The sequence below is a fragment of the Bacillus sp. FSL E2-0195 genome (assembly GCF_038003645.1).
GTDB classification, from domain to species: domain Bacteria; phylum Bacillota; class Bacilli; order Bacillales; family Bacillaceae_G; genus Bacillus_A; species Bacillus_A mycoides.
Genome location: NZ_JBBOPN010000001.1, coordinates 1,610,455 through 1,633,664, shown reverse-complemented (window position 1 = coordinate 1,633,664; position 23,210 = coordinate 1,610,455). Strand labels below are relative to the sequence as shown.

Annotated in this window: 26 protein-coding genes; 2 read left to right on the top strand and 24 right to left on the bottom strand. The window is 37.6% G+C overall.

Annotated elements, in window-relative coordinates:
* Positions 1-12 precede the first annotated feature (12 nt).
* The 10 genes from flhA to MHH59_RS08415 all read right to left on the bottom strand — a co-directional run bounded on the left by flhA (position 13) and on the right by MHH59_RS08415 (position 7,777).
* Positions 13-2,079, bottom strand: a complete 2,067-nt coding sequence (gene flhA / locus MHH59_RS08460; protein WP_340851076.1) for a flagellar biosynthesis protein FlhA — start codon at positions 2,077-2,079, stop codon at positions 13-15.
* 23 nt (positions 2,080-2,102) lie between these two features.
* Entirely contained in the window at positions 2,103-3,149 is a 1,047-nt protein-coding gene (gene flhB / locus MHH59_RS08455; protein ID WP_002126637.1) for a flagellar type III secretion system protein FlhB, read from the bottom strand.
* A gap of 10 nt (positions 3,150-3,159) precedes the next feature.
* Positions 3,160-3,921, bottom strand: coding sequence for a flagellar biosynthetic protein FliR (locus MHH59_RS08450; protein WP_001055697.1), 762 nt, complete (start codon positions 3,919-3,921; stop codon positions 3,160-3,162).
* Positions 3,922-3,936: 15 nt separating this feature from the next.
* Positions 3,937-4,212, bottom strand: a complete 276-nt coding sequence (locus tag MHH59_RS08445) for a flagellar biosynthetic protein FliQ (protein ID WP_002011993.1) — start codon at positions 4,210-4,212, stop codon at positions 3,937-3,939.
* Between the two features lie 33 nt (positions 4,213-4,245).
* Entirely contained in the window at positions 4,246-5,004 is a 759-nt protein-coding gene (locus MHH59_RS08440) for a flagellar type III secretion system pore protein FliP (protein ID WP_002126633.1), read from the bottom strand.
* The gene (locus tag MHH59_RS08435) at positions 5,001-5,321 is read right to left on the bottom strand and encodes a hypothetical protein (RefSeq protein ID WP_000121176.1); all 321 of its coding nucleotides are present in this window, start codon (positions 5,319-5,321) and stop codon (positions 5,001-5,003) included. The genes MHH59_RS08440 and MHH59_RS08435 overlap by 4 nt, the downstream gene beginning before the upstream one ends.
* 12 nt (positions 5,322-5,333) lie before the next feature.
* Positions 5,334-5,693 (bottom strand): flagellar motor switch protein FliN, encoded by a 360-nt coding sequence (fliN, locus tag MHH59_RS08430; RefSeq protein WP_002064660.1) that lies wholly within the window; start codon positions 5,691-5,693, stop codon positions 5,334-5,336.
* A 10-nt stretch (positions 5,694-5,703) separates the two neighbouring features.
* Positions 5,704-6,690, bottom strand: coding sequence for a flagellar motor switch protein FliM (gene fliM, locus MHH59_RS08425; protein WP_340851074.1), 987 nt, complete (start codon positions 6,688-6,690; stop codon positions 5,704-5,706).
* Between the two features lie 14 nt (positions 6,691-6,704).
* Positions 6,705-6,929: a flagellar motor switch protein FliN gene (locus tag MHH59_RS08420; protein ID WP_000775712.1), complete on the bottom strand. Its 225-nt coding sequence runs from the start codon at positions 6,927-6,929 to the stop codon at positions 6,705-6,707.
* A gap of 62 nt (positions 6,930-6,991) precedes the next feature.
* On the bottom strand, positions 6,992-7,777 hold the full coding sequence (locus tag MHH59_RS08415; RefSeq protein ID WP_340851073.1) for a lytic transglycosylase domain-containing protein: 786 nt from the start codon (positions 7,775-7,777) through the stop codon (positions 6,992-6,994).
* A gap of 256 nt (positions 7,778-8,033) precedes the next feature.
* On the opposite strand from MHH59_RS08415, the gene MHH59_RS08410 reads away from it, so the two are divergent.
* Positions 8,034-9,350: a flagellin N-terminal helical domain-containing protein gene (locus MHH59_RS08410; RefSeq protein ID WP_340851070.1), complete on the top strand. Its 1,317-nt coding sequence runs from the start codon at positions 8,034-8,036 to the stop codon at positions 9,348-9,350.
* A gap of 242 nt (positions 9,351-9,592) precedes the next feature.
* Entirely contained in the window at positions 9,593-10,393 is an 801-nt protein-coding gene (locus tag MHH59_RS08405; RefSeq protein ID WP_340851068.1) for a flagellin N-terminal helical domain-containing protein, read from the top strand.
* Positions 10,394-10,483: 90 nt separating this feature from the next.
* Here the strand turns inward: MHH59_RS08405 and MHH59_RS08400 are convergent, their stop codons facing one another.
* The 14 genes from MHH59_RS08400 to MHH59_RS08335 form a co-directional block, all read right to left on the bottom strand.
* Positions 10,484-11,536, bottom strand: coding sequence for a P-loop NTPase (locus tag MHH59_RS08400; protein ID WP_340851066.1), 1,053 nt, complete (start codon positions 11,534-11,536; stop codon positions 10,484-10,486).
* 20 nt (positions 11,537-11,556) lie between these two features.
* Complete coding sequence (moaC, locus tag MHH59_RS08395; protein ID WP_340851065.1) at positions 11,557-12,045, bottom strand: cyclic pyranopterin monophosphate synthase MoaC; 489 nt, start codon at positions 12,043-12,045, stop codon at positions 11,557-11,559.
* A 51-nt stretch (positions 12,046-12,096) separates the two neighbouring features.
* Entirely contained in the window at positions 12,097-12,333 is a 237-nt protein-coding gene (gene moaD / locus MHH59_RS08390; protein WP_002064652.1) for a molybdopterin converting factor subunit 1, read from the bottom strand.
* Between the two features lie 4 nt (positions 12,334-12,337).
* Positions 12,338-12,802 (bottom strand): molybdenum cofactor biosynthesis protein MoaE, encoded by a 465-nt coding sequence (locus MHH59_RS08385; protein ID WP_340851063.1) that lies wholly within the window; start codon positions 12,800-12,802, stop codon positions 12,338-12,340.
* Complete coding sequence (locus tag MHH59_RS08380; RefSeq protein ID WP_340852917.1) at positions 12,783-14,096, bottom strand: molybdopterin molybdotransferase MoeA; 1,314 nt, start codon at positions 14,094-14,096, stop codon at positions 12,783-12,785. Before MHH59_RS08380 ends, MHH59_RS08385 begins: the two co-directional genes overlap by 20 nt.
* Before the next feature lie 19 nt (positions 14,097-14,115).
* Positions 14,116-15,132 carry a molybdopterin-synthase adenylyltransferase MoeB gene (locus tag MHH59_RS08375; RefSeq protein WP_340851062.1) on the bottom strand — a complete coding sequence of 339 codons (1,017 nt, stop codon included), beginning with the start codon at positions 15,130-15,132 and terminating at the stop codon, positions 14,116-14,118.
* 25 nt (positions 15,133-15,157) lie between these two features.
* Positions 15,158-15,952 (bottom strand): formate/nitrite transporter family protein, encoded by a 795-nt coding sequence (locus MHH59_RS08370; RefSeq protein ID WP_340851061.1) that lies wholly within the window; start codon positions 15,950-15,952, stop codon positions 15,158-15,160.
* 206 nt (positions 15,953-16,158) lie between these two features.
* The gene (gene moaA / locus MHH59_RS08365; RefSeq protein WP_340851059.1) at positions 16,159-17,175 is read right to left on the bottom strand and encodes a GTP 3',8-cyclase MoaA; all 1,017 of its coding nucleotides are present in this window, start codon (positions 17,173-17,175) and stop codon (positions 16,159-16,161) included.
* 20 nt (positions 17,176-17,195) lie between these two features.
* The gene (gene fdhD, locus MHH59_RS08360) at positions 17,196-17,993 is read right to left on the bottom strand and encodes a formate dehydrogenase accessory sulfurtransferase FdhD (protein WP_002086466.1); all 798 of its coding nucleotides are present in this window, start codon (positions 17,991-17,993) and stop codon (positions 17,196-17,198) included.
* Between the two features lie 16 nt (positions 17,994-18,009).
* The gene (locus MHH59_RS08355) at positions 18,010-18,354 is read right to left on the bottom strand and encodes a DUF2294 domain-containing protein (RefSeq protein WP_002012015.1); all 345 of its coding nucleotides are present in this window, start codon (positions 18,352-18,354) and stop codon (positions 18,010-18,012) included.
* Between the two features lie 150 nt (positions 18,355-18,504).
* Positions 18,505-18,987 (bottom strand): DUF1641 domain-containing protein, encoded by a 483-nt coding sequence (locus tag MHH59_RS08350; protein WP_340803311.1) that lies wholly within the window; start codon positions 18,985-18,987, stop codon positions 18,505-18,507.
* Between the two features lie 159 nt (positions 18,988-19,146).
* The gene (gene fdhF, locus MHH59_RS08345) at positions 19,147-22,095 is read right to left on the bottom strand and encodes a formate dehydrogenase subunit alpha (protein ID WP_340851058.1); all 2,949 of its coding nucleotides are present in this window, start codon (positions 22,093-22,095) and stop codon (positions 19,147-19,149) included.
* Complete coding sequence (locus tag MHH59_RS08340; RefSeq protein WP_002158491.1) at positions 22,064-22,255, bottom strand: hypothetical protein; 192 nt, start codon at positions 22,253-22,255, stop codon at positions 22,064-22,066. The genes fdhF and MHH59_RS08340 overlap by 32 nt, the downstream gene beginning before the upstream one ends.
* A 104-nt stretch (positions 22,256-22,359) precedes the next feature.
* Entirely contained in the window at positions 22,360-23,136 is a 777-nt protein-coding gene (locus tag MHH59_RS08335) for a TerC family protein (RefSeq protein ID WP_002168733.1), read from the bottom strand.
* Positions 23,137-23,210: the final 74 nt, after the last annotated feature.

The following is a 23,210-nucleotide window of genomic DNA, read 5'->3' as shown; positions in this document are numbered from 1 at the left end:
CCTCACCTCCTACTATTCAATATAAGCAATTTGATCTACAACAATTTCTGGTGCCAATTCACTAATACATAATACTTTAGCTTCTATTTGATAACGTTCAAGAAGTCTCACAATAGCAAACCTGAAATCTTTTCTACGCGTTAATAATACTGGCTCTCGTCCCATTAAACGAGCTTGTTTGAAAACGCGCTGTACTTGTTCTACTACACGCGTTTCTAAATCTAAATCCCAGTTTAATAAATAACCTTGGTATGAATTATTAACAACATCTGCATCTAACTCAAGCAAATCAGCGAAGAGTGCCGCATAAATTTTCCCATCAGGATTTTTCGCACTCTCACAAATAACTTTTGAAATACATTCACGAACAAATGCCGTCACACCATCCACATGGTTTTGATAAATTTCTTTCCCGTCAATAATACCTTCAATAATTGTCGGTAAATCCCGAATTGAAATTCCTTCTTTCAGCAATTGTTTAATAACATTTTGCACGAGTGATAAATCGATTTCTTTCTTTTTAATTTCTTCTAATAAAACGCCATTATCTGTTTCAAGCGAGTGAATCAAGTCTTTCACATGTTGACGCTGAATTAACTCATGAAGGTTACGTCTAACGACAACATCTAAATGCGTAATTAATATGCTCAGCGGTTCTAACACTTGATAGCCCTTCATTTGTGCATCTTGTACCATATGCTCCAAAATCCAATATCCATCTTCACCAAAAATTGGGTCTTTCGCTGGCTCTGCATCTAAATCAGCCATTACGTTCGGCGTTTTCAGTGCTAGTAAATAACCTGATTTTAAAACACCTTCAGCAGCTTTCGCACCTTTAATACGAATAATGTAGCGTCCACGTGGTCTAAAACTCGTATTATCTTTAAAGTTTATTCCAGGAACGTTAATACCAAGATCAGTAATAATGGATTTCCTCATTAGAACAACTTTATCACGAGCTGTTTCCCCGTTAATTTTCTGCTTTACAAGTGCCGCTAAATCTAAACCGAGTTCTACAATAATCGGATATTTATCTGTAAAGACGCCGAATGAATCTTCCACTTGTTGTAATTGCTCATCCTCGCCTTGAATCATTTCTAATTCTTGTTGAAGCTCGTCTTCTTTCTCTTTCTTTATTCGCTTTTTATTGCGAATTCCTAAGAAAATAATCGTGCCTCCAACGAGAGCAAATGGTAAAAATGGTAGCGGTGTAAAAACACCCATTGCGATAAATAAACCACCGAGTGCATATACAACAACTTCATGCGCTAATAACTCTTTAAAGATTCCTTCTGTTACTGTATCTGCTGAACCGTCAAATACACGCGTTACGATAATACCTGTTGAAATCGCAAGCATTAACGAACCGATTTGGTTTACAATTCCGTCACCGACAGTTAACTGTGTATAGTGAATAGCTGCATCTGCAAAGCTCATTCTTTGCTGCATCATACCAACAATTAAACCGAAAATAATGTTTACGAATAAAATGACAATCCCGAAAATAACGTCCCCTTTAATGAACTTTCCAGCGCCATCCATCGCTCCGTAAAACTCTGTTTCCATATTTAATTTTTTTCGTTTCGCCTGTGCATCTTTTTCTGTAATAAGACGCTGATTCAAGTCAGCATCGATAGACATTTGTTTCCCTGGTAAAGAATCAAGTGTAAAACGAGCTGCTACTTCAGCTGTACGAGACGCACCGTTTGCAACGATAAACTGGAATATGATTAATACTATAAAAATAACGATACCAATTAATAAGTTCCCGCCAATTACGAACTGGCCGAACTCTTCAATAACATGACCCGCATTTCCGTCTGTTAAAATCGCTCGCGTCGTCGAAACGTTAATCGATACGCGGAAAATCCCGATTAATAACAACATCGTCGGAAATGACTTTAATTCATCCCACTCGTTAATACTTGTAGCTCGCATATAAATAAGCACTGACATACTTAGTAGAAAAACGATAACGATATCAAGTATAAATGGTGGAAGTGGAATTAAGAGCGCCACAACGAATGACGCTGCTAAAAAGATAGAAAAATAGGTTCTTGCAGAATCCATCTTAAACAAAGAGATCCCCTCCAAACGCGCTATTATACTTCAAGTTCTTTCGTTTGAATTAAATAGCGCATAACTTCAATTACAGCTACGTATAAATCTTCTGGAATCGTCTCGTCTTCCTCAACTTGATAATATAAAGAACGAGCAAGCGGACGGTTTTCCACCATTGGTATTTCTTGTTCACGGGCAAGCGTTCGTATATATAATGCGAGCTCATCTTCCCCTTTTGCAACGACAATAGGCGCTGCATCAACTTGTTTATTGTAACGAAGCACAACCGAAATGTGCGTCGGGTTGTTCACAATAAACGTTGCACCATCCATCTTCTTCGCAATTGTCCCTTGCAAGATGGCATGCATAAAGTTTTTTCGTTTCCCCTTTACTTGCGGGTCCCCTTCATTATCTTTATGCTCTTGTTTCACTTCTTCTTTTTTCATCTTAATATCTTGTTCGTACTCCCATTTTTGATAAATGAAATCAATAATAGAAAGAACGATTAAAATAATTAAAATGGCTAAAAAGATAAATTTAATTTGGCTAATAATTTCAGTAAGTGACGCTGTCCAGTTAAATCCAATCATACTAACAATCTTCTCTAAATTCTTTTTAAAGAGAACGTACGAAACGTAACCGATTAATCCCATATAAAACAGTGATTTCAAAATATCTACTAAACTTTTACGACTAAACAATCTCGTAAAATAGTTTTTCGGATTAATACGTGATGCTTTCGGCTTAAGTACTTTAGAAGAAAATAAGAAACCAACTTGAATCATATAATTGAACAAATGAAAAGCATATACAAGTATTAATATAGGAGCCGATACTTTCAGAAGTAATATGCCCATTAAATAAAAATACTCGGTCGAATCTGTATTTTTTCCAATTTGATCAAACAGTACCGCTACGGAATGTGCGATCTCATAACCGAGCCAATCTCCGAAAAAGTAAACGACAACTGCTAATACAAGAATAGAAAATAAATTATTTAAATCTTTACTCCGGGCGATATTCCCTTCTTCACGCGATTTTTTACGCTTCTGCGGGGTGGCCTTTTCTGTTTTATTATCCTTTGCCATGCGCGTCCCCCTACTTCGTTAAGAAAAAGTTAAATAGTTTCGTATACTCTTCCAGTAATACGTCTGTCATATTTTTAAACACATAACCGAGCATCGGTACACTCATCGCAATAAACAAAATACCACACGTTATTTTAATTACGTACGCATTCATAAAAACGTTTAATTGCGGTGCATTTTTTGCGATTAAAATAAGGACGAAATTAATAATGAATAGACTGCCCATAAGTGGCAAAGCAATTTCAACCGCTGATGTAATTGCAAATAATAACGTTGCGAGTAGACTATCTAAAAAACTAGTCGTCAACAATTTTGAAATCGCCTCTGTATATTGAAACGACTTTAAAATCGTGGCAACGAAATAGTTAATGCCGCCCAGTGAAATAAAAATAATAAGAAAAAATATATCAAAAATTGTTGATAGCAAAGTGGACTGTGACCCTGCATTCACATCAAATAAACTCGCCTGTGATAAACCGATATCAAAGTCTAAAATATGCCCTGCCATTTTCGGAATGTTCCACAGCATCTCTACAATTTTTGAAAGTGATAACCCAATTACAATTTGCGTTCCTGCATAAGCTGCTACATCCCAAACTGTCTTTATGTGAGAGACATCCACTTGATCTGCCACTGTAATCGAAAGAGCGAGTCCAAATGTAACCTTTGCCATCGCCGGAATTGATCGACCTGAGAAAAACGGTAGAAAATATAAAAATGAAGTAATGCGACAAAACGCAAAAAACGTCGCCGCCCATAATTCCATATTCATTTCAGTTCACCTATCTTAGTACGAACGCAATAGCGATGGGATTTTATCAAATAAATCTAAAATAAGCATCGTTAACTCTTGAAACATCCACGGACCTAAAATGATAATAACGAGCACAATACTCGCCATTTTCGGTAAAAACGTCAGCGTTTGCTCTTGAATTTGCATCATCGCCATAATAACCGCGATAATAATAACGACAATCATACTTACAACGGCAATCGGCATTAAAATCATAACCCCTTTATAAAAAAAGGTTTGGAAAATATCTATAATTGGTGACGTATTCATTTATATGACTCCTATCACATAGCATCAAACGCTTCAGGCGACCGTCTTAAACATAATATCGACGATTTTTGTATATCCACCTAAATATACGAAAACGAGTATTTTAAATGGTAAACTTAAAATCATCGGCGGTACCATCATCATCCCAAGGTACATTAAAAGTGTACTAATAATTAAATCAATAAAGACAAACGCTAAATAAATGAACATCCCTGTAAGTAACCCTTTTTGAATTTGCGTTAACGTAAAGGATGGCACAAGCGTAAACAATGAAAGATCCTTTAAATCTTTCGGCAACTCTTCTCCACGCACTTTCAGCATCATTTTCAAATCATGCTTATACGTATGCTTCGACATATAATCTTTCATAATCGGAGCTGTCGTCTCCGCAGCTTGACTTACTGTTATTTTTTCTTTCGTCATCGGGTCCCACACATCACTCTTTAATTGACCAAGCACTGGCTGCATTGTAAACAGCGATAAAAATAATGCGAGTCCAACAAGCACTTGGTTCGGTGGTAAATTCATAACCCCAAGCCCTTGACGAGTAATCCCAAGAACAATCATAAAATAAGTAAAATGCGTAAATAAAAGAACGATAGAAGAAGATAATGATAGAAGGGTAACGAGCGCGAATAGTTGTACACTTGAATTACTCGTAAACTCTTTTCCATTTTCGAAATTAATAAAGCCGTTCGGGGCTGCATACGCTGGATTTACAAAAACAAATGAAAAAATAATAGAAAATGCGAAAATAACGGCAAATAACGATAACTGTTTCTTTATTCTCATGATGGATCCTCTACTTTTTTCGTTTCACTCTTCACCGCGTCTTCTAGCGCTTGTTGAAACTGATTTCCTGTTCCTGTTAATTGTACTGATTGTACACCGTTATTACTTATAACAGTAAACACTTGCTTCCCGTCCACTTCAAATAAAAAGGCGCTCGTTTGATGATTTAAATAAACACCGTCTTTCACTTGAATATGGCCGTTTTCACCTTGCTTAAAAAACTGCTGTTTGCGCGTCTTTTTCGTCATATAATATGCACCATAGCCGAGCGCACCAAACAGTAAAACGACTTGAAATAAGGTCGTCATATACGACATATGACTCCTCCTCTACTCTTTATCCTGCATTTGATTTTGCGCCTTCATAAGCGCCGCGTGTTTCTTGTCAGCTTCAATTTCAGAAATAATAATGCCAAACTTCTCGTCCATTACTATTGCCTCACCAATACCGACTTTCATATCACTTAAATATACATCTACTTTATGTCCTAAATTTTTCTCTACTTCAAGAACATCGCCAACTTTTAATTGTTTCACATCACCAAGCTGAATCGATGACTTCCCAAGCTTTACACCAAGTTCAATCGAAATATCCGAAACGGTATCAATATGCGCTTTACCCGCTTCATTTCGCTTCCCTGCAAATTCTTCTAATCCCATTAATGACACAGGAGATACTTCATGCTTCATATGGATCCTCCTACTCTATAAAATTTTTAAATAGGAGCGCCTTACGCGTTCCATCTTTCCCGATAAAACAATTAAATTTATGTTTTCCATCTACATAACCACGTAGTTGATCTGAAACCTTTGTATGAAGTGGAATAATATCGCCTTCTTCAATTTGCTCAATCTCACCAATTGTCATCTTCTGCTCACCAATTGCAACGTGAACAGGTTTATACACTTGATTTACTTTCACTTCTACTTCAGACGTATACTTTTTACGCTTATCCGAAGAATGTTCGACAATATTTTCAGACGTTAACTTATCCATAATTTCTTCAACAGATAAGAACGGAATACCGATACGAACTGTCGTATTCCAAAACTCTGTTTTCATATTTACATTCAGTAATGAAATAATATCGCTTGGCGTTGTAATCTTCAGCGCATTCGGATCTGTCTCCGTCGTTACAAACTTCGGTTCAATCGCAACAACGCTTTCAAATGATTGCTCTAAATTTTTACAAAGAAGCAAGAATATATTATCAAGCGTTAAAAATTCAAACGCCGTTAGCGGTCTACGCATCGTAAAGTTACGCTTACTATCTCCGCCAAGCCAGCATTCATGAATATAAATGACGAACGCTAAATCAATCTCAATAACAATTTCTCCAAGCTCTGGTAAACCTAGATCTATCACGCAATATAAATAATAATCTTTCGGCATTTTCTCTACATACTCACTCGTAAATGGAACTTGCTCAACCGTTGAAGGCTCTAGTTCAATTGGAATACGCATACGAGCTGACAACGTCTGTGACGTCTGCTTTCCAAATGTAGACGCAATCGCCTGCAAACTACGTAAATGTTCAACACCAAACTTCTCTGGTCTATTAAAATCATACTCTTGAAATTTATCTTGCTTCCCTGCTTCTTGTGCGAAAGCTGGCATTTCCTCGCCTTCATTTACCGCCTTCAGCAGGGCATCAATTTGCTCTTGGCTTAATTTTTCGCCACTCATGACAATCCCCTTCCCTACCTTTTCAATTCAACGATTTCAACGTACATTTTCCCATTCTTCGTCAAAATCTTTCCGGTTCCAATCTCTTCATTCTCAAGCATAAGACGCACCGTATTTTTCGTTGAATTTTCAAGACGATACAATGTACCTTTCGTAATATGAAGCAGATCTTCAATTTTCTTTTTCGTATTTCCGATTTCAAAATAAATTGTTAACGGAATATCATCTTGTAATTTCAAATCTAGCCAACTCCCATATCATGTTCACGAAAATTTCATGTTCTCTCTATATATGAAATTTCTTATTTTGAAACGTCGATATTTAATATTTTTTTAATATATCCTTGCGTTTCTTTAAATGGCGGTACGCCTCCGTACTTTCTCACATTACCAGGGCCAGCATTATAAGAAGCAAGCGCCAATACGAGATCACCGTTATTTTTCTTTAAATAACCGCTTAACTCTTTCACGCCGCCTTCAATACTTTCAGCTGGTGAAAATGGATTTTTTATACCCATCTCTTTCACATTTGCTGGCATAAGCTGCATCAGCCCCATCGCCCCTGCATGTGACACCGTTTTCGGATTAAAATTAGACTCTACTTCAATCATTTTTTGAATTAACGTTTTCGGAATTCCATATGTATTACTTACGCGATCAATAATATCCTCATACTTACCTTCATTTGAAGAACGTATTTTCTGAATATTATATTTATTCGTTAATCCCCACGTATCAGCAGCCTCATTTTTCGTTTCTGGAAAACGTCGTTCAAACTCTTTTTGTGCAACTTGCACTTCATCTACTTGCTTCGTTTCAGCTTTTTCCTCCGGCTTATTCGCTTCCTCTACTTTATTAATAGATTCTTCTGGTTTATTAACAACCGTTTCTATTTTCGTAGATTGTACCGGCTGACTCATATCTTCTACTTTTGCCGTTTGCGGAGTAACCTTCGTCTCCTTCGCAGGTTCACTCTGCAATTGATCTTGAAAACGGCTACTAACGAACGCCTGTGGACTACTTAACTTTTGCTGAATCTGTCCTTTTTTATATGCAAGAACTTCTTTTACTATATTTCCAACTACCATAATATCACCTTTTCGGTAAACAAAGATAATCTAATATTAGAGTTTTTTTAAAAAGTTTGCAATAATCCTTTTAATAATATTGTAATAAAAAAATGAATAGATTGTTAAACTGTTATTTTTTTATATTCATTAATTCGAATTTTTAGTTGACACCCGTTGTAGCAAGGATTACAATAAATCTCGAAATCGATTTTTTCGCATATTACCGTTTTTCAATTTGCAGAAAAATCAATATAAAAAAATGGGGGTTCTTAACATGAGAATCAATACAAATATTAATAGTTTGCGTACGCAAGAATACATGCGTCAAAACCAAGCAAAAATGAGCAATTCTATGGACCGTTTATCAAGCGGTAAACGTATCAACAACGCTTCTGACGATGCAGCAGGTCTTGCAATTGCAACTCGTATGCGTGCTCGTGAAAGTGGTCTAAACGTAGCTGCTAACAACACACAAGATGGTATGTCATTAATCCGTACAGCTGACTCAGCTTTAAACTCTGTATCTAACATTTTACTTCGTATGCGTGACATTGCCAACCAATCTGCGAACGGTACAAACACAGATAAAAACCAAGCTGCACTACAAAAAGAATTCGGTGAATTACAAAAGCAAATTACTTATATTGCTGACAACACTCAATTTAACGATAAGAACTTACTTAAAAATGACCAAACAATCAACATTCAAACTCTTGACTCAAGTGATAAATCAAAACAAATTGGCGTTTCTTTAAAAGGTATTACGCTTGATAAACTTGGTATCGCTAATACAGCTATTGGTACTGATAACAGTGCTGATGTGAACTTTAAAGCTGCTAAAGCTGCAATTGATAAACTTAACGGTTCAGCTGCTACTGGTGATGCACTTAAAGCTGAGGTTGAAACTGCTAAAGAGGCCTTTGCAAAAGCAAGCGATTTATTTGATAAGGGAACTGCTGGAGCGATTGAACACGCATTTGACGAATTCGCTGCTACTCCAAATGCAACTAAAGCTACAGCAATCTTCACTGCTTTTAATGGCAAAATGACAATTACTCAAAAAAATATAGACACTGCTGAAACAAACATTACAGCACTTGCTACAACAATTGCTGACGATGGTGATAGAAATGATGCTGTTGACTTAGCCGCTGCTTCTTTCGAAAAAGTAAAAGATTTATATAGCGAACAAGACGCAGCAAAAATGCAAGCTGCTTTTGAAGCTTATGCTAAATCTGGAAAAGATGATGCTGCTGCAAAAGATGTTGCCGCAGCGTTCACAGGTATGAAACCAGCAACTACTACTAAAGCTGATGCATTAGCTGCCGTTGACAAAATTGATGAAGCATTAAAAATGGTTGCTGACAACCGTGCAACTCTAGGTGCTACATTAAACCGTCTTGACTTTAACGTAAACAACCTGAAGAGCCAATCTTCTTCTATGGCTTCAGCTGCTTCTCAAATTGAGGACGCTGACATGGCGAAAGAAATGTCTGAAATGACTAAGTTCAAAATCTTGAACGAAGCTGGTATCAGCATGCTTTCTCAAGCAAACCAAACTCCACAAATGGTTTCTAAATTATTACAATAAGCCATTTGATTTAGTTTCATGAATGAACCTCTCTGCTTGCGGAGAGGTTCATTTTTTCTATATAGATGAATTATTTGTAAAACCTTTCTTTTTTTAGGTGGAAGAGAGCATCCACGATGTGTAGGAGCGGTCAGTGCCTATCTTGATCCCCTCTCATGTTAAAACAAAAATAAAACCCTTTTTCTTTTCACAGCTGTTTATTGGCTTTAAAATCATATATAAATCTATAAGGAGTGTCTATTATGCGTATTGGTATGAATGTTTTGAGTATGAATGCTAGGCAGTCGTTGTATGAGAATGAGAAGCGTATGAATGTGGCGATGGGGCATTTGGCGACTGGTAAGAAGTTGAATAATGCTTCTGATAATCCAGCAAATGTGGCGATTGCGACTCGTATGCATGCGAGAGCGAGTGGTATGCGCGTTGCAATTCGTAATAATGGGGATGCGATATCGATGCTTCGTACAGCGGAAGCTGCTCTTCAAACTGTGACGAATATTTTACAACGTATGCGTGATTTAGCTGTTCAATCTGCGAACGGTACAAATTCAAATAAAAACCGTGATTCACTGAATAAAGAGTTTCAATCTTTAACAGAACAAATTGGCTATATTGGTGAGACGACTGAGTTTAATGATTTATCTGTATTCAATGGACAAAGCCGTCCTATTACATTAGATGATATCGGTCATACAGTAAATATGACGAAACATATTCCCCCTTCCCCTACACAACATGACATCAAGATCTCAACAGAACAAGAAGCAAGAGCGGCGATTCGTAAAATTGAAGAGGCTTTACAAAATGTATCACTTCACCGTGCTGATCTGGGTGCAATGATAAATCGTCTGCAATTTAATATGGAAAATTTAAATAGTCAAAGTACAGCGTTAACAGATGCTGCTTCTCGAATTGAAGACGCGGATATGGCGCAGGAGATGAGTGATTTTTTAAAGTTTAAATTATTAACCGAAGTTGCACTTAGTATGGTTTCACAAGCAAATCAAATTCCGCAAATGGTTTCTAAGTTACTACAATCTTAAATATACCTTCATATTTATTGGAATGATTCATAAAAAAGTAAAAGGGAGATACATAGCGTTTATGTATCTCCCTTTTACTTTTACACTAGTTTATTCATTATAAATAATATCCTCCGCTAAAGAAGTAAATATCTCCCCAACAAGTGAATCTTCATCATATACACATGAATCATTATTTTCTTCACGTTTCGCAAAAGGTACTTGAGCAATTACTTCTGTTTGCAGTTGTTCTGCTAACATTTCGCCGCCACCTTTTCCGAAGAGATAGTTTCTTGAACCATCTTGTTCTTCGTAATATGCCATATTTTCAACAATACCTAAAATATCGTGTTTCGTATGTTTTGCCATTACTCCTACTCTAGACGCGACAAATGAAGCTACGTTATGAGGCGTTGTGACGATAATTTCCTTCGCTTGTGGGATCATCGCGGCGACATCTATCGCAACGTCTCCTGTTCCAGGTGGTAAATCAAGAAGAAGATAGTCTAGTTCTCCCCAGTGTGTGTTCGCAAGGAAGTTTTGAATCCATTTGTTTAACATCGGTCCGCGCCACATAACTGGGTTATTTCCTTCTGTGAAGAATCCCATCGACATAATTTTAACACCGTGACTAACGACTGGAATTGCAGTTTGATCAATCATCGTTGGCTTTTCATTCGTTTCCATCATAGCAGGGATGCTGAACCCATATATATCTGCATCTAAAATCCCAACCTTTTTGCCCATACGTGCTAAAGCGGTAGCAAGGTTAATCGTCACAGTTGATTTACCAACTCCTCCTTTTCCGCTCGTTACAGTAATAAAACGCACACCTGAATCAGGTCGAAGCATACTAGGCATTCCTGTTTCTGTTCTAGCCTCTTTCTTTAAAGACGCTGTTAATGCTGCTCTTTCTTCTGGTGTCATCGAACCAAATGTTAAAGAAACTTTCGATGCTCCCATGTTTCGAAGAGAGTCTTCAATATCGTTTTGAATTTTTGCTTTTAGCGGACAACCTTGTATCGTTAAAACTACTTCTAGCCCAACCTCTGTACCATCTATCTTTATATTTCTGACCATATTTAATTCCACAATACTCTTGTGCAACTCCGGATCTTCTACATGGCTTAAAGCATTCATAATTTGTTCGTGAGTAATCATCATACACATTCCTTCCATTATAGTCATTTCACCTGATGGAAAAAGTCTCCGCTTTTCCCACCCGTTTTTTGCACTAAATACGTTTCTTTCATAACCATCGTTTTATCAACAGCTTTACACATATCGTAAAAAGTAAGGGCGGCGATTGATACGGCCGTTAATGCTTCCATTTCTACTCCTGTTTTTCCGCTGCATTTTACTGTCGCTCGTATGATTAATTCATAGCCATCGGTTTTCTTTTCATAATGAAACGTAAAGTCTGTTCCTTGGATTAATATCGGGTGACACATCGGGATTATATCCGCTGTTTTTTTAGCACCAATTATGCCAGCAACTTGTGCTACTTGAAGCGGGTCTCCTTTTTTCAACCCACCACTTTGAATTGCTTCAAATAATTCATTTGATAAAGAAATTGTACTTTGCGCAACAGCTGTACGTGTTGAAATATCCTTTTGAGAAATATCAACCATTTTAGCTCTTCCCTCTTCGTTCCAATGCGAAAACTCGTTCATAATTATTTCCCTCCTTAACGTATGAAAGATAAGATATTCAAATAGAAAGCATTAACCCCCACTTACAGGTGGGATAAACGCTACTGTATCCCCAGCCTTTACAATATCTTCGTCCGTTACAAATTCTTCATTAATCGCAACCATAACTTTATCTAGCGTCTGTAATTGATAGTGATCTTTCAGCCATTTTTTCAATTGATGAACATTCATCTCTCGTTTTTCTATTATTACTAATCTCTCTGAGCCGACTTCTTCTCGTAAATTTGCGAACAATAAAATTGTAATCATTCTCTCATTCTTCTTTCTTTGGTTTTCCTTCTGGATATGGAGTATTTTCAAGTTGATCTCCAATCCACTCCGTTCCATCTTCCCAAAATTCTTTTTTCCAAATTGGGACGATTTTCTTTATACGTTCAATTGCGTATTCATTCGCTTCGTACGCTACTTTACGATGTGGTGACGATACTGCAATGACAACTGCGATATCCATTATTTCTAATCGCCCTACTCGATGTGTGATTGCTATTTTCGCATCCGGCCACTTCCCCTTAATTTCTTCTCCAATTTCAGTAAGCTTTTTTACTGCCATCGGTTTATATGCTTCATACTCAAGATGTAACGTTCGTTTTCCTTTCGTTAATTCTCTTACCGTTCCAATAAAAGTTGTAATTGCCCCTGCTTCTCGTCTTGCTACTTTATTCGTTACTTCTTCAACTACAATCGGACTATCTACAACTTCAAATTGTGCTTGTCCCATCAAAACCTCTCCCTACTTTACGGAATGTCCAAGGCCATTCACTACCTTCGTTATCTTCTAATAAAAGAATATCTACAAACATCCCTTTTTTGTATCCTCTCGTTCCGCCTGGTAGTACGATAAAAATGTTTGATTCCGCTAATGAAGAAACGGAACTAGATTTATCGAATCCTGATGGATAAGCGATTAGTTGTCCTTCGTTATACTGAAGCTTTGCTCGTACAAACCTTGTAAATGGATTTGGTTTTAGAAAATCTTCTCCGAGCATTGCTTTTTCTCGTTTTACATGTGGTTTTTCGCTAAACATATACGCACGAATACTAGGTTTTACGAATAATTCAAAACCTACATAGCAAGCAGATGGATTACCTGATAATCCAAATAATAATTTCCCGTTTAATTGCGCTACTGTTGTGACACTACCCGGCCGCATGGCTACTTTATTAAAAAGAACTGATGCGCCTAATTTTTCATATATAGCTGGTAAATAGTCATAGTCACCTACCGAAACACCACCAGTTGTAATTAACATATCCACTTCGCTTAACGCTTTTTTCACTGCTTCGTAGCACGTATTCAAATCGTCACTAAACTTCCCAAAGTATTTTACTCTTCCACCTGCTCTTCGAATTTGAGACGATATCATATACGTATTACTATTTCGGATTTTCCCAGGTTGTAGTTCTTCATTTACATCGAGAAGTTCACTCCCAGTCGCTAATAGTCCAATTATGGGCTTTTTCGCTACTGGCACTTCGCTATAACCGAATGTAGCAAGAAGAGCTGAAATACCCGGATTAATGTAACTACCTCTTTTTGCGAGAACGGTTCCTTTCTGAACATCTTCACCTTGAAAAGATATATTGTCCCCTTCTTTAAATGAGCGTCGCACTTCCATATAGCTTTTTCCGATATTCTCATATTGACGATGACGAGTCAGTTCTAGCATGACGACCGCGTTACATCCTTTCGGAATTTGTGCCCCTGTCATAATCCGAACTGCTTGAAACGCTCCTACTTCTATAGGAAATACGGAACCTGCTCCAATTTCACCGATGACTTCAAATACGATTGGATTCTCACGACTTGCTCGCGAAGTATCTTCTGCCCTAATAGCAAATCCATCATATGGCGATCGATTGAATGAAGGGACATCGTGATCCGCTACTATATCGTCTGCTAACGTACGCCCGTATGCTAATTCCAGTGGTACTAGTTCTTTTACACCACAATTAGCAAATGCCATCACTTTACGAACAGCCTCTTCAACTGTAATTGGCACTCTTCTTTCCATCATTACCAATCCCTCTCTATTATCCTAATAACCGATAGTATAGTTGTTTCGCTTTTTGAATTTCATTCGTGCCATGAATAAATACACGACCATCATGAAAAATGACGATGCGATACTCTTCTAATTGGCAAGAGAGCAAATACGGATTCCGATCAACTTTCCCGTGATTCTTTAATACTTTTTCTAACTCATCAAAGTTGTAATGTCTATTATGCGCTGGTCTAATTTGAACTGTATTTCTTCCACATAACACAGCTGTCTTCGTTTGATTTTCGTATGATAAATAAGGATAAGTTCTATTTGTTCCGCACGAAGGACAGTCTTCCGTTTTGATTTTCCCTAGTTTGATAGAATGATATTGATTACTCCATATATCAAACATTAAAAAAGTTTTTCTAATTGCTGCGTAATCTTCTACTAAAATTTTGAAAGCTTCCGCCACTTGGTACGCTGCAACGATTTGAACAGCTGGACTAATAATTCCAACTGTGTCACACGTCGCCCCTGTAACAGGAACACTTTTCAGCACACAATGTAAGCACGGTGTTTTCTTCGGAATAATCGTATAGCTCATGCCATACGATCCGACACAAGAACCGTAAATCCAAGGGATATTGTATTTTTGTGATGTATCATTGATTACAAACCGAATATCGAAATTATCTGTGGCATCAATAATGACATCGACACCACCTAATAAAGCTTCCATATTATCTACTCTTGCATCCATTACTAGCGCTTGAATTTGCACGTCTGAATTAATTTGTTTGAGACGGTTTTGTGCTGCGATTGCTTTTGGCAACTTTTCTATCGCATCTTGTTCAGCGTAAAGTTGTTGCCGCTGTAAATTACTCCATTCTACGTAATCGCGATCAATAATCGTTAATTTCCCGATACCTGCACGTACTAAACTTTCTGCACTGGCACTTCCTAATGCACCTGCCCCTATTATTAATACATGCTTATTTCTAATTTTCTCTTGCCCTTCTTTTCCAATAGGAGTGAACAACTGTTGTCGTGAATACCGCTCTATCATGAGGTAGCCTTCCTTTCATATACTGTTATTTTTTCAATACATCTTCTTCGGTAGTGCTTTGTTTCTGATAACAAGAAAAATAAGCGAATCCAACAAATCCAGCTCCGCCGATTACATTTCCGATAAAGACAGGCACAAAGTTTTTCGCAAGATCCATCCACGTAAGGTGACCAGCAAAAATAACTGCTGAAATGACAAACATATTTGCTACTACTTGCTGAAACCCAATTACGACAAACGCCATAATCGGAATCCAAATCCCAACAATCTTCCCAATTAAATCATTCGTTCCATACGCTAACCAAATTGCAAGGCAAACGAGCCAGTTACAACCAATTGCCAAAATTAAAGTTCTCCCGAAAGATTCATGTAATTTATCTTGAGCTATCGCTATCGTTTTATTTAAATAGGCACCTTCAGTTAACCCGCCAAGGTGACCGAAACAATACGCTACGAAAAGTGCACCTGCGAAGTTCGTTAAAGTGATCCACGCCCAATTGTTTAACACATGTTTCAATGAAATTTTCCGTGCATACAGTGCCATGGCCATCGACATCATATTTCCCGTAATTAATTCTCCTCCTGCTAAAACAACGAGCATAAGTCCAATAGGAAAAACCGCTCCTCCTATAAAATTGACTAAACTTCCCCACTGCTCCGGTACATTACCTAGAACACGAATATTAAGTAAAAATCCTAATGAAATGAATGCTCCTCCTAAAAAACCAAGAATAAGCATCGCTGATAGCGGTTGCCCCACCTTTTGAACACCGGATTCAATCACAAGCGCAGCAATTTGTTCCGGTTTATGAAATGCCATAACCAATTCCTCCATTTTTCTCATCTAAAAAAAGCAGCACCAAAAACCCTTACCATCGTAAGGATTTTTGAATGCTGCTTAATCTCTCTGCATATCTCTTACAGAAATATCATCATCATTTTTACTATACTCATAGAAAGTGTACAAAACTTGCACATTTCCCACTATTTACGTTAACAAAGAGAATCTACATTCTTAGTAGCTTCTCAGCCACCGATATGCGACATTTCAATTTTCGGCATTGCTTTTTTATTCGTACCGCTTAACCGTTCGTCTGAATAACGGTCTGAACGATTATTCCAAATGTCACGAATAACATTAGTAATCTCCTCATCCGTATATCCAAAGCGAAGTAATTCTTTAAGATCGTTTCCTTTAGAAGCAAACAAACATGTATACAATTTTCCTTCTGCAGAAATACGCGCTCTTGTACATGATGGGCAGAACGAATCTGTTACGGATGAAATAATTCCTATTTCTTCATCACTACCGATATAGCGATAACGTGTCGCAACTTCACCAGGATAGTTCGCTTCAATATGTTCAAGCGGCATCACTTTATGAATCATCTCTACTATTTCCTGCTTAGAAACTACTTCACCTAATTCCCAGCCGTTAAAATTTCCGACATCCATATATTCAATGAACCGAAGGATATGCTTATTCTCTTTAAAGTACTCTGCCATCTGAACGATGTCTTCTTCATTTTTCCCTTTTTGGACAACCATGTTCATTTTAATTTTCATTCCGGCTTCCGCTGCAGCCTGTATTCCCGCAAGAACCGTTTTTACTTTACTTCTATTCCCATTTAAATAAGAGAATCGTTCTTCATTTAACGAGTCTAAACTAACTGTTACACGAGATAAACCCGCCTTATATAAATCTGGAGCAAACTTTTTAAGTAATGATCCATTTGTCGTTAAACCAATATCCTCTACTCCATCAATTTCGTTTAACCGCTGTATGAGTTCAGGTAAGTCTTTTCGAAGTAAAGGCTCTCCTCCGGTAATACGTAACTTTCTTACACCTAAAGAAACGAAAATACGTGTAATCCTTTCAATTTCATCAAAAGATAAAATTTTATCATTAGACAAAAATGAATAATCACGACCAAATATTTCTTCTGGCATACAATATCGACAGCGAAAATTACAGCGATCAGTAACAGAAATACGTAAATCCTTTAAAGGACGATCTAATTTGTCTAATGTAACAGATTTCATGATTATTGCCTCGTTTCTACTTATTTTATATTTATAATCCGCTCTGGATGCGTATATACATTTAAAGATTTATTACGAATGAAGCCTATTGTAGTAATCCCTAACTGCTCCGCTAGTTCTAATGCTAACTCAGTTGGAGCTGATTTTGACAATATTACTTCACAGCCAATTTTCGCAACTTTTAATAGAATTTCAGAAGAGATACGTCCACTAAAAACAATAATTTTATCACCAATCGAAATGTTATTTTTTAAACAATAGCCGTAAATTTTGTCTAAAGCGTTATGTCTTCCTATATCCATGCGGCTTAAAACAATTCCACTCACATTACATAAAGCTGCATTATGAACGCCGCCTGTATGTTGAAACGTAGACGCAGATTGCTGCATATCATTCATTAACCGAAAACAATCCTCGGCAGAGATCTTTACGCGAATATCATTCATTTCTTTCGCAGTCAGCGCATCGTTCGCAAAAACAAACCCTTGCCTACTCATTCCACAGCACGAAGTAATATAACGTTTGTTTTGTATGTCACGATAATAAGGATTGATTTTCGTCGTTTTTACATGTACATAGCCTTCTTTTTCTTGCATCCATATTTCATCAATATCTTCATACTTTCGGATAATGCCTTCAGAGGCTAAAAAGCCAATTACCATATCTTCAATATACTCTGGAGTACTAACCATTGTAACAAATTCCTGGCCGTTAATTTTAACCGTAACAGGAAACTCTGTTACAATGCTGTCCTCTATATGTTTAAATTCCCCTTGCTCATATTTAAAAATTTTCCGTTCCACCTGAATCGATTTCACGATGAGCATCCTTCTCTCACGTTATATTTTTATCAAAAACAAACACGGAAACTGCAATATCCTCATCTACTTTCATATCAGAAAACAGATGAACTAACTTCGCACCAACAAGTTCTTCTAAATGTTCATGAGGATTAGCCACATACACTTCTTGAATCATTTTCGTTCGAGCCATATGAACCATTTCCGCCCCATCCGTAGTTCCCGAAATAAATTTCTCAGTAGGTGTTAAATTCCCATAAAGTGTTGCAATAGCCATGTTCTCGGTAAATACAGTATGAATTCTTTCCGGCCCTTTCCCGAACAACTCTTTTCGAAGCTTTCGGATCATATCATTAAATTCATGTACCATTTTTGACATACTCTCATTCCTTCCTAGTTATTCCATCACAACTATTTTAACAAAATGACCATTTCGCCTAAACTATTTAATAATAAGACGAAATGGATCATCTTTTACAATTATCTCAAATACGCAAGCAACATATGAAATACTATTATTGTTGCTTATCTATTCTTCTTTTAACCCTTTACCCATACCTTTTAAGAAATGAAGACCAAATCCGATAGCACGATTAATATCTGGATCCTTCAGTACTTTCATAAGGTCTAATATTCCTACTTTTTTATTACTTTGCAAATGCTGATTTCCTTCATCCATACCTGTTAATACACTGCCTATAAGCTTTTTCGTAAGTTCCGGATCAAGTTCTGTTAAAGCTCCTGCAGCGCCCATCATATTATTAATTAAATTTGTAACTGGTTCACGAGTGACCTGACCTAGAACAATTTTTACGATTGGTTCTTTCGCTTTCAGCATAGAATTTGCAGCTTCCAGCATCCCAATGTCATTTAATTCACCTACTATATTAAACATTTGATTTAAAGCATCTTCATTATTAGCTAGCAGTTCTTTTAAAGCTTCGAGTTTTTGTTGTTTAAGTTCTTCCTCAGTTAGCTCCTGTTTCTGGATCGCTTGAATAGGTGCTGCCATATTCTTTTCTCCCCCTTAGTTATCCCGCTATTTGTGGGCAGTAAGAACCCTACCTCAAAATTCAGCGAAAGCAAAGAATTTAGGTGGGGGTCGGGCTGCCCGTAAACGCCCGATTGGTTCAACTAATAATCAGTGGGTAATAAAGAAAACCCCCACTGATTAAAGTTTCACTTTATCCGTTAAATGTACGTATCCTGGACGATCCCACTTACGATTTACCTCAATACCGTTTTGAGGGTGACGCTTTTTATTACGCGGGTTCGTTTTTGGCATCGGATTTTCGCCATCAACTTCTAACACTTCCATACGTACTTTCGTTTGCTTATATGCCGGCGTGTTTGTACGCAAGTCAACGGCAGGACCTGTTAAGAAATTAATTGCCGATTCTTTATCCGTCGAGTTCATCGGTAAATACAGTTCATTCGCTTTTACACGATCCGTTACAAGTGCACTTAATTTAAGTGCTCCGAATGGAGAAACAAGGCGTACTAACGAACCAGTTTTCACTCCGCGTTCCCTTGCAAGTTCTGGAGAAACTTCGACGAAAACACCTGGTACTTTCGATTGAATACCAGTTGATTTATTTGTCATGTTCCCTTCATGGAAATGTTCAAGCATACGGCCGTTATTAATGTGAAGATCGTATTCTGCTGGGAATTCAGCAGGACGTACCCAATCAGCTATCGCAAAACGAGCCTTTTTGTCCGGGAAGTTAAATCCATCTTTGAATAGAAGCGGTGTATTCGTTCCATCAAAACTTCCCCAGTGGAAACTGTTCCATCCTTCAAGCACTTCATAGTTTGCGTGTGCAAATAGTGGTGATAAGCTTGCCATTTCCGCAAAGATTTCACTTGGGTGATTATAGCTCCAGTTTGCGCCTAACTTATTAGCAATTGCCTGCACGATCCACCAGTCTGGTTTCGCATCTCCTAGCGTTGGAAGCACTTGATATAATCTTTGTACACGACGCTCTGTATTTGTAAAAGTACCTTCTTTCTCAAGAGATGGCGCTGCTGGTAATACTACATCAGCGTATTGAGCTGTTTTAGAAAGGAACACATCTTGAACGACAAAGAATTCAAGGCTTGATAACACTTCATGTACGTGATTTGCGTTAGAGTCTACAAGAGCCATATCTTCTCCAACAAGGTACATAGCTTTCATTTTCCCTTCATCAATTGCGTGAAGCATTTCAATGTTATTAAGACCTGGTTTGTTATCAATTTTTACTCCGTAAGCTATTTCAAATTTCGCACGTTCTACATCGTCAGTAACGTGCTGATATCCTGGAAGCCAGCCTGGAAGTGTTCCCATATCACAAGCACCTTGTACGTTATTATGACCTCGAAGCGGGTATGCACCAGCACCTGGACGTCGATAGTTTCCTGTTGCAAGAAGTAAGTTTGAAATCGCAGCGGAAGTATCTGAACCACCAGTATTTTGCGTTACGCCCATTCCCCAAAGAATACACGTTCCATCTGCATCACGAATCATTTCTGCCATTTTAACGAGAGTTTCTGTTGAAATGCCTGTAATCTCTTCTGCATATTCAAGCGTATATTCCGCGAGACTATCTTTGAAATCATCAAAGAAGTTTACATTCTCATCGATGAACTGCTGATCGTGCCAACCTTGACCAATCATATATTTCGTAACAGCCATTAACCATACTTGGTCTGTTCCTTGCTTTGGACTAATAAAGATATCCGAACGCTCTGCCATTTCAGTTTTACGAAGATCTGCAACAATTAGTTTTTGACCGTGAAGTTTATGCGCACGTTTCACACGAGTTGCTAATACTGGGTGACCTTCTGTTGGATTACAACCGACGATAATAACAAGACCCGATTGTGCAATATCTTTAATCGTCCCTGCATCTCCGCCCATACCAATTGTACGGAACAATCCATCTGTCGCTGGTGATTGACAATAACGTGAGCAGTTATCAACGTTATTCGTTTCAAACACTTGTCGTGCTAATTTTTGAATAACATAGTTGTCTTCATTCGTAATTTTAGAAGAAGAAATAAAGCCGATAGAACCTTTACCGTACTCTTCTTTAATAGAGCCTAATTTATCCGCTACTACATGAAGCGCTTCTTCCCAACTTGATTCAACGAATACTCCATTTTTACGAATTAAAGGTTTCGTAAGTCGTTTTTCAGAATTAACGAAATCCCAACCGAATTTTCCTTTTACACAAGTAGAAATTGCATTAACTGGTGCCTCAGAAGTTGGTTGCACCTTTAAAATTTTGCGCCCTTTCGTCCATACTTCAAATGAACAACCTACACCACAAAACGTACATACTGTTTTCGTCTTCTTCGTACGAGTGTCACGCATCGCAGCTTCTACTTCTGACACAGCGAAAATACCGCTATATCCAGGTTCAACCTCTTTAATAAGATCGACCATAGGTTCAAGAATATCCGGCTTCAGCCCAGTCATAAATCCAGCTTCACCAAGCATCGATTTTTCCATTAAAGCATTACAAGGACAAATCGTTACACATTGACCGCAGCTTATACATGAAGAATCGTTAATATCTACTCCTTCATCCCAAATAACACGTGGGCGCTCTGCCTCCCAATCAATAGATAACGTTTCATTAACTTGTAAGTTTTGACATACCTCTACACATTGACCGCACGCGATACATTGATTCGGGTCATAGCGATAAAATGGATGGGACATATCAACTTCGCCTGCATCAACTTTTGGCTCATAAGGATATTTTTGATGCTCAATTTCCATTAATTCTGCCGTATTATGCAGTTTACAATTCCCGTTATTGTTGTCACAAACCGTACAGTAAAGTAAATGATTTTCTAGTAAACGGTCCATCGCCTCATGTTGTGCTGCCTTCGCACTAGTAGAGGACAACTCAATATTCATACCGCTCGTCACTACAGTAGAACAGGATCGCACAAGCTTTCCGTTCACTTCTACAATACAAGTATCACACGTTTGAATAGGATCCACTTCCGGCACGTAACAAATTTGTGGATGTTCAATTCCGTTCTCATTAATAATGCCCAGTATAGTTGAACCAGGCTCAGCATTATACTTTTTGCCGTCAATTGTAATATGAACCATGCTGTCGTTCATGGTTACTCCCCCTTTTTGAGAATAAAAAAACTCCACCACGAAAATATACGCACCACATTTTTGGTACGTTATCATCATGGTGGAGTAGTTTATTAGCACATCTTGCTAAAATACCAATCCATTTATTCATAAATAAAATGATAGATTCATAACAGGTCATATCACGATTCCATCTTTAACACTGTAATTATAGCGTTAAATCGAAAAATACACAATATAATTATCATTACAAAGGACAAAGCACATAATGCTCTGACCTTTGTATTACATTTTAGGATTATTCTGAGATGACTTACTTCCCGGTGCAAACCAACCAATTAGTGCGATGGCAACTAATACTCCATAGAAGATTAAAGTCCAAGTTGTACTATGCGGAAAATCATGGTCTAAAATACCAATGTCCTCATGAGCCAGTGTAATTACAGCTAGTTTGACACCAACCCAGGCAACAATTGCATATGCTGTTGTTTCCAGTGCTGGACGTTTCTCCAGTAATTGTACAAACCAAGTTGCCGCAAATTTAATTAAAATAAGTCCGGCAATTCCTCCAAGAAGTACAACAATGAACTGTCCTCCATCCATACCTCCGAAATCGTCAAGCGGAGAATCCGGAAGACCGAGGGCAAGAGCGACTGCGGCTAATATTGAATCAATCGCAAAGGCAAGGTCAGCTAATGCAATCTTTCCTACTGTGAACCAGTAGCTTTTTCCTGCTGCTTCCTTTTCATCTTCCTTGTTAATATTTTGATTATTTTTTCCGAATTGCGCCTGAATGACATGCTTTAATCCTAAGTAAAGAAGATAAGCTGCTCCTATCGCCTGTATTTGCCAAACATTTGCAATAAATGATATAGCAAAAAGGGCTGCGAATCGAAAAACAAAGGCCATAATAATTCCGTAATTTATAGCTCTTTTTTTCTCTTCTTCGGGTAAATGCTTGGCTATAACTGCTAGTACAAGGGCATTGTCAGCCGATAACAATCCTTCTAATCCGATTAAAATTAACAATGCCCAAGCATACTCTAGCCATATTGAATCCATCCGCTTCTCTCCTTTCTAAAACTAAAATCAGATAAGGTCTTTGCTCATTAGAATTTCCTATTAAGCCAAATTAA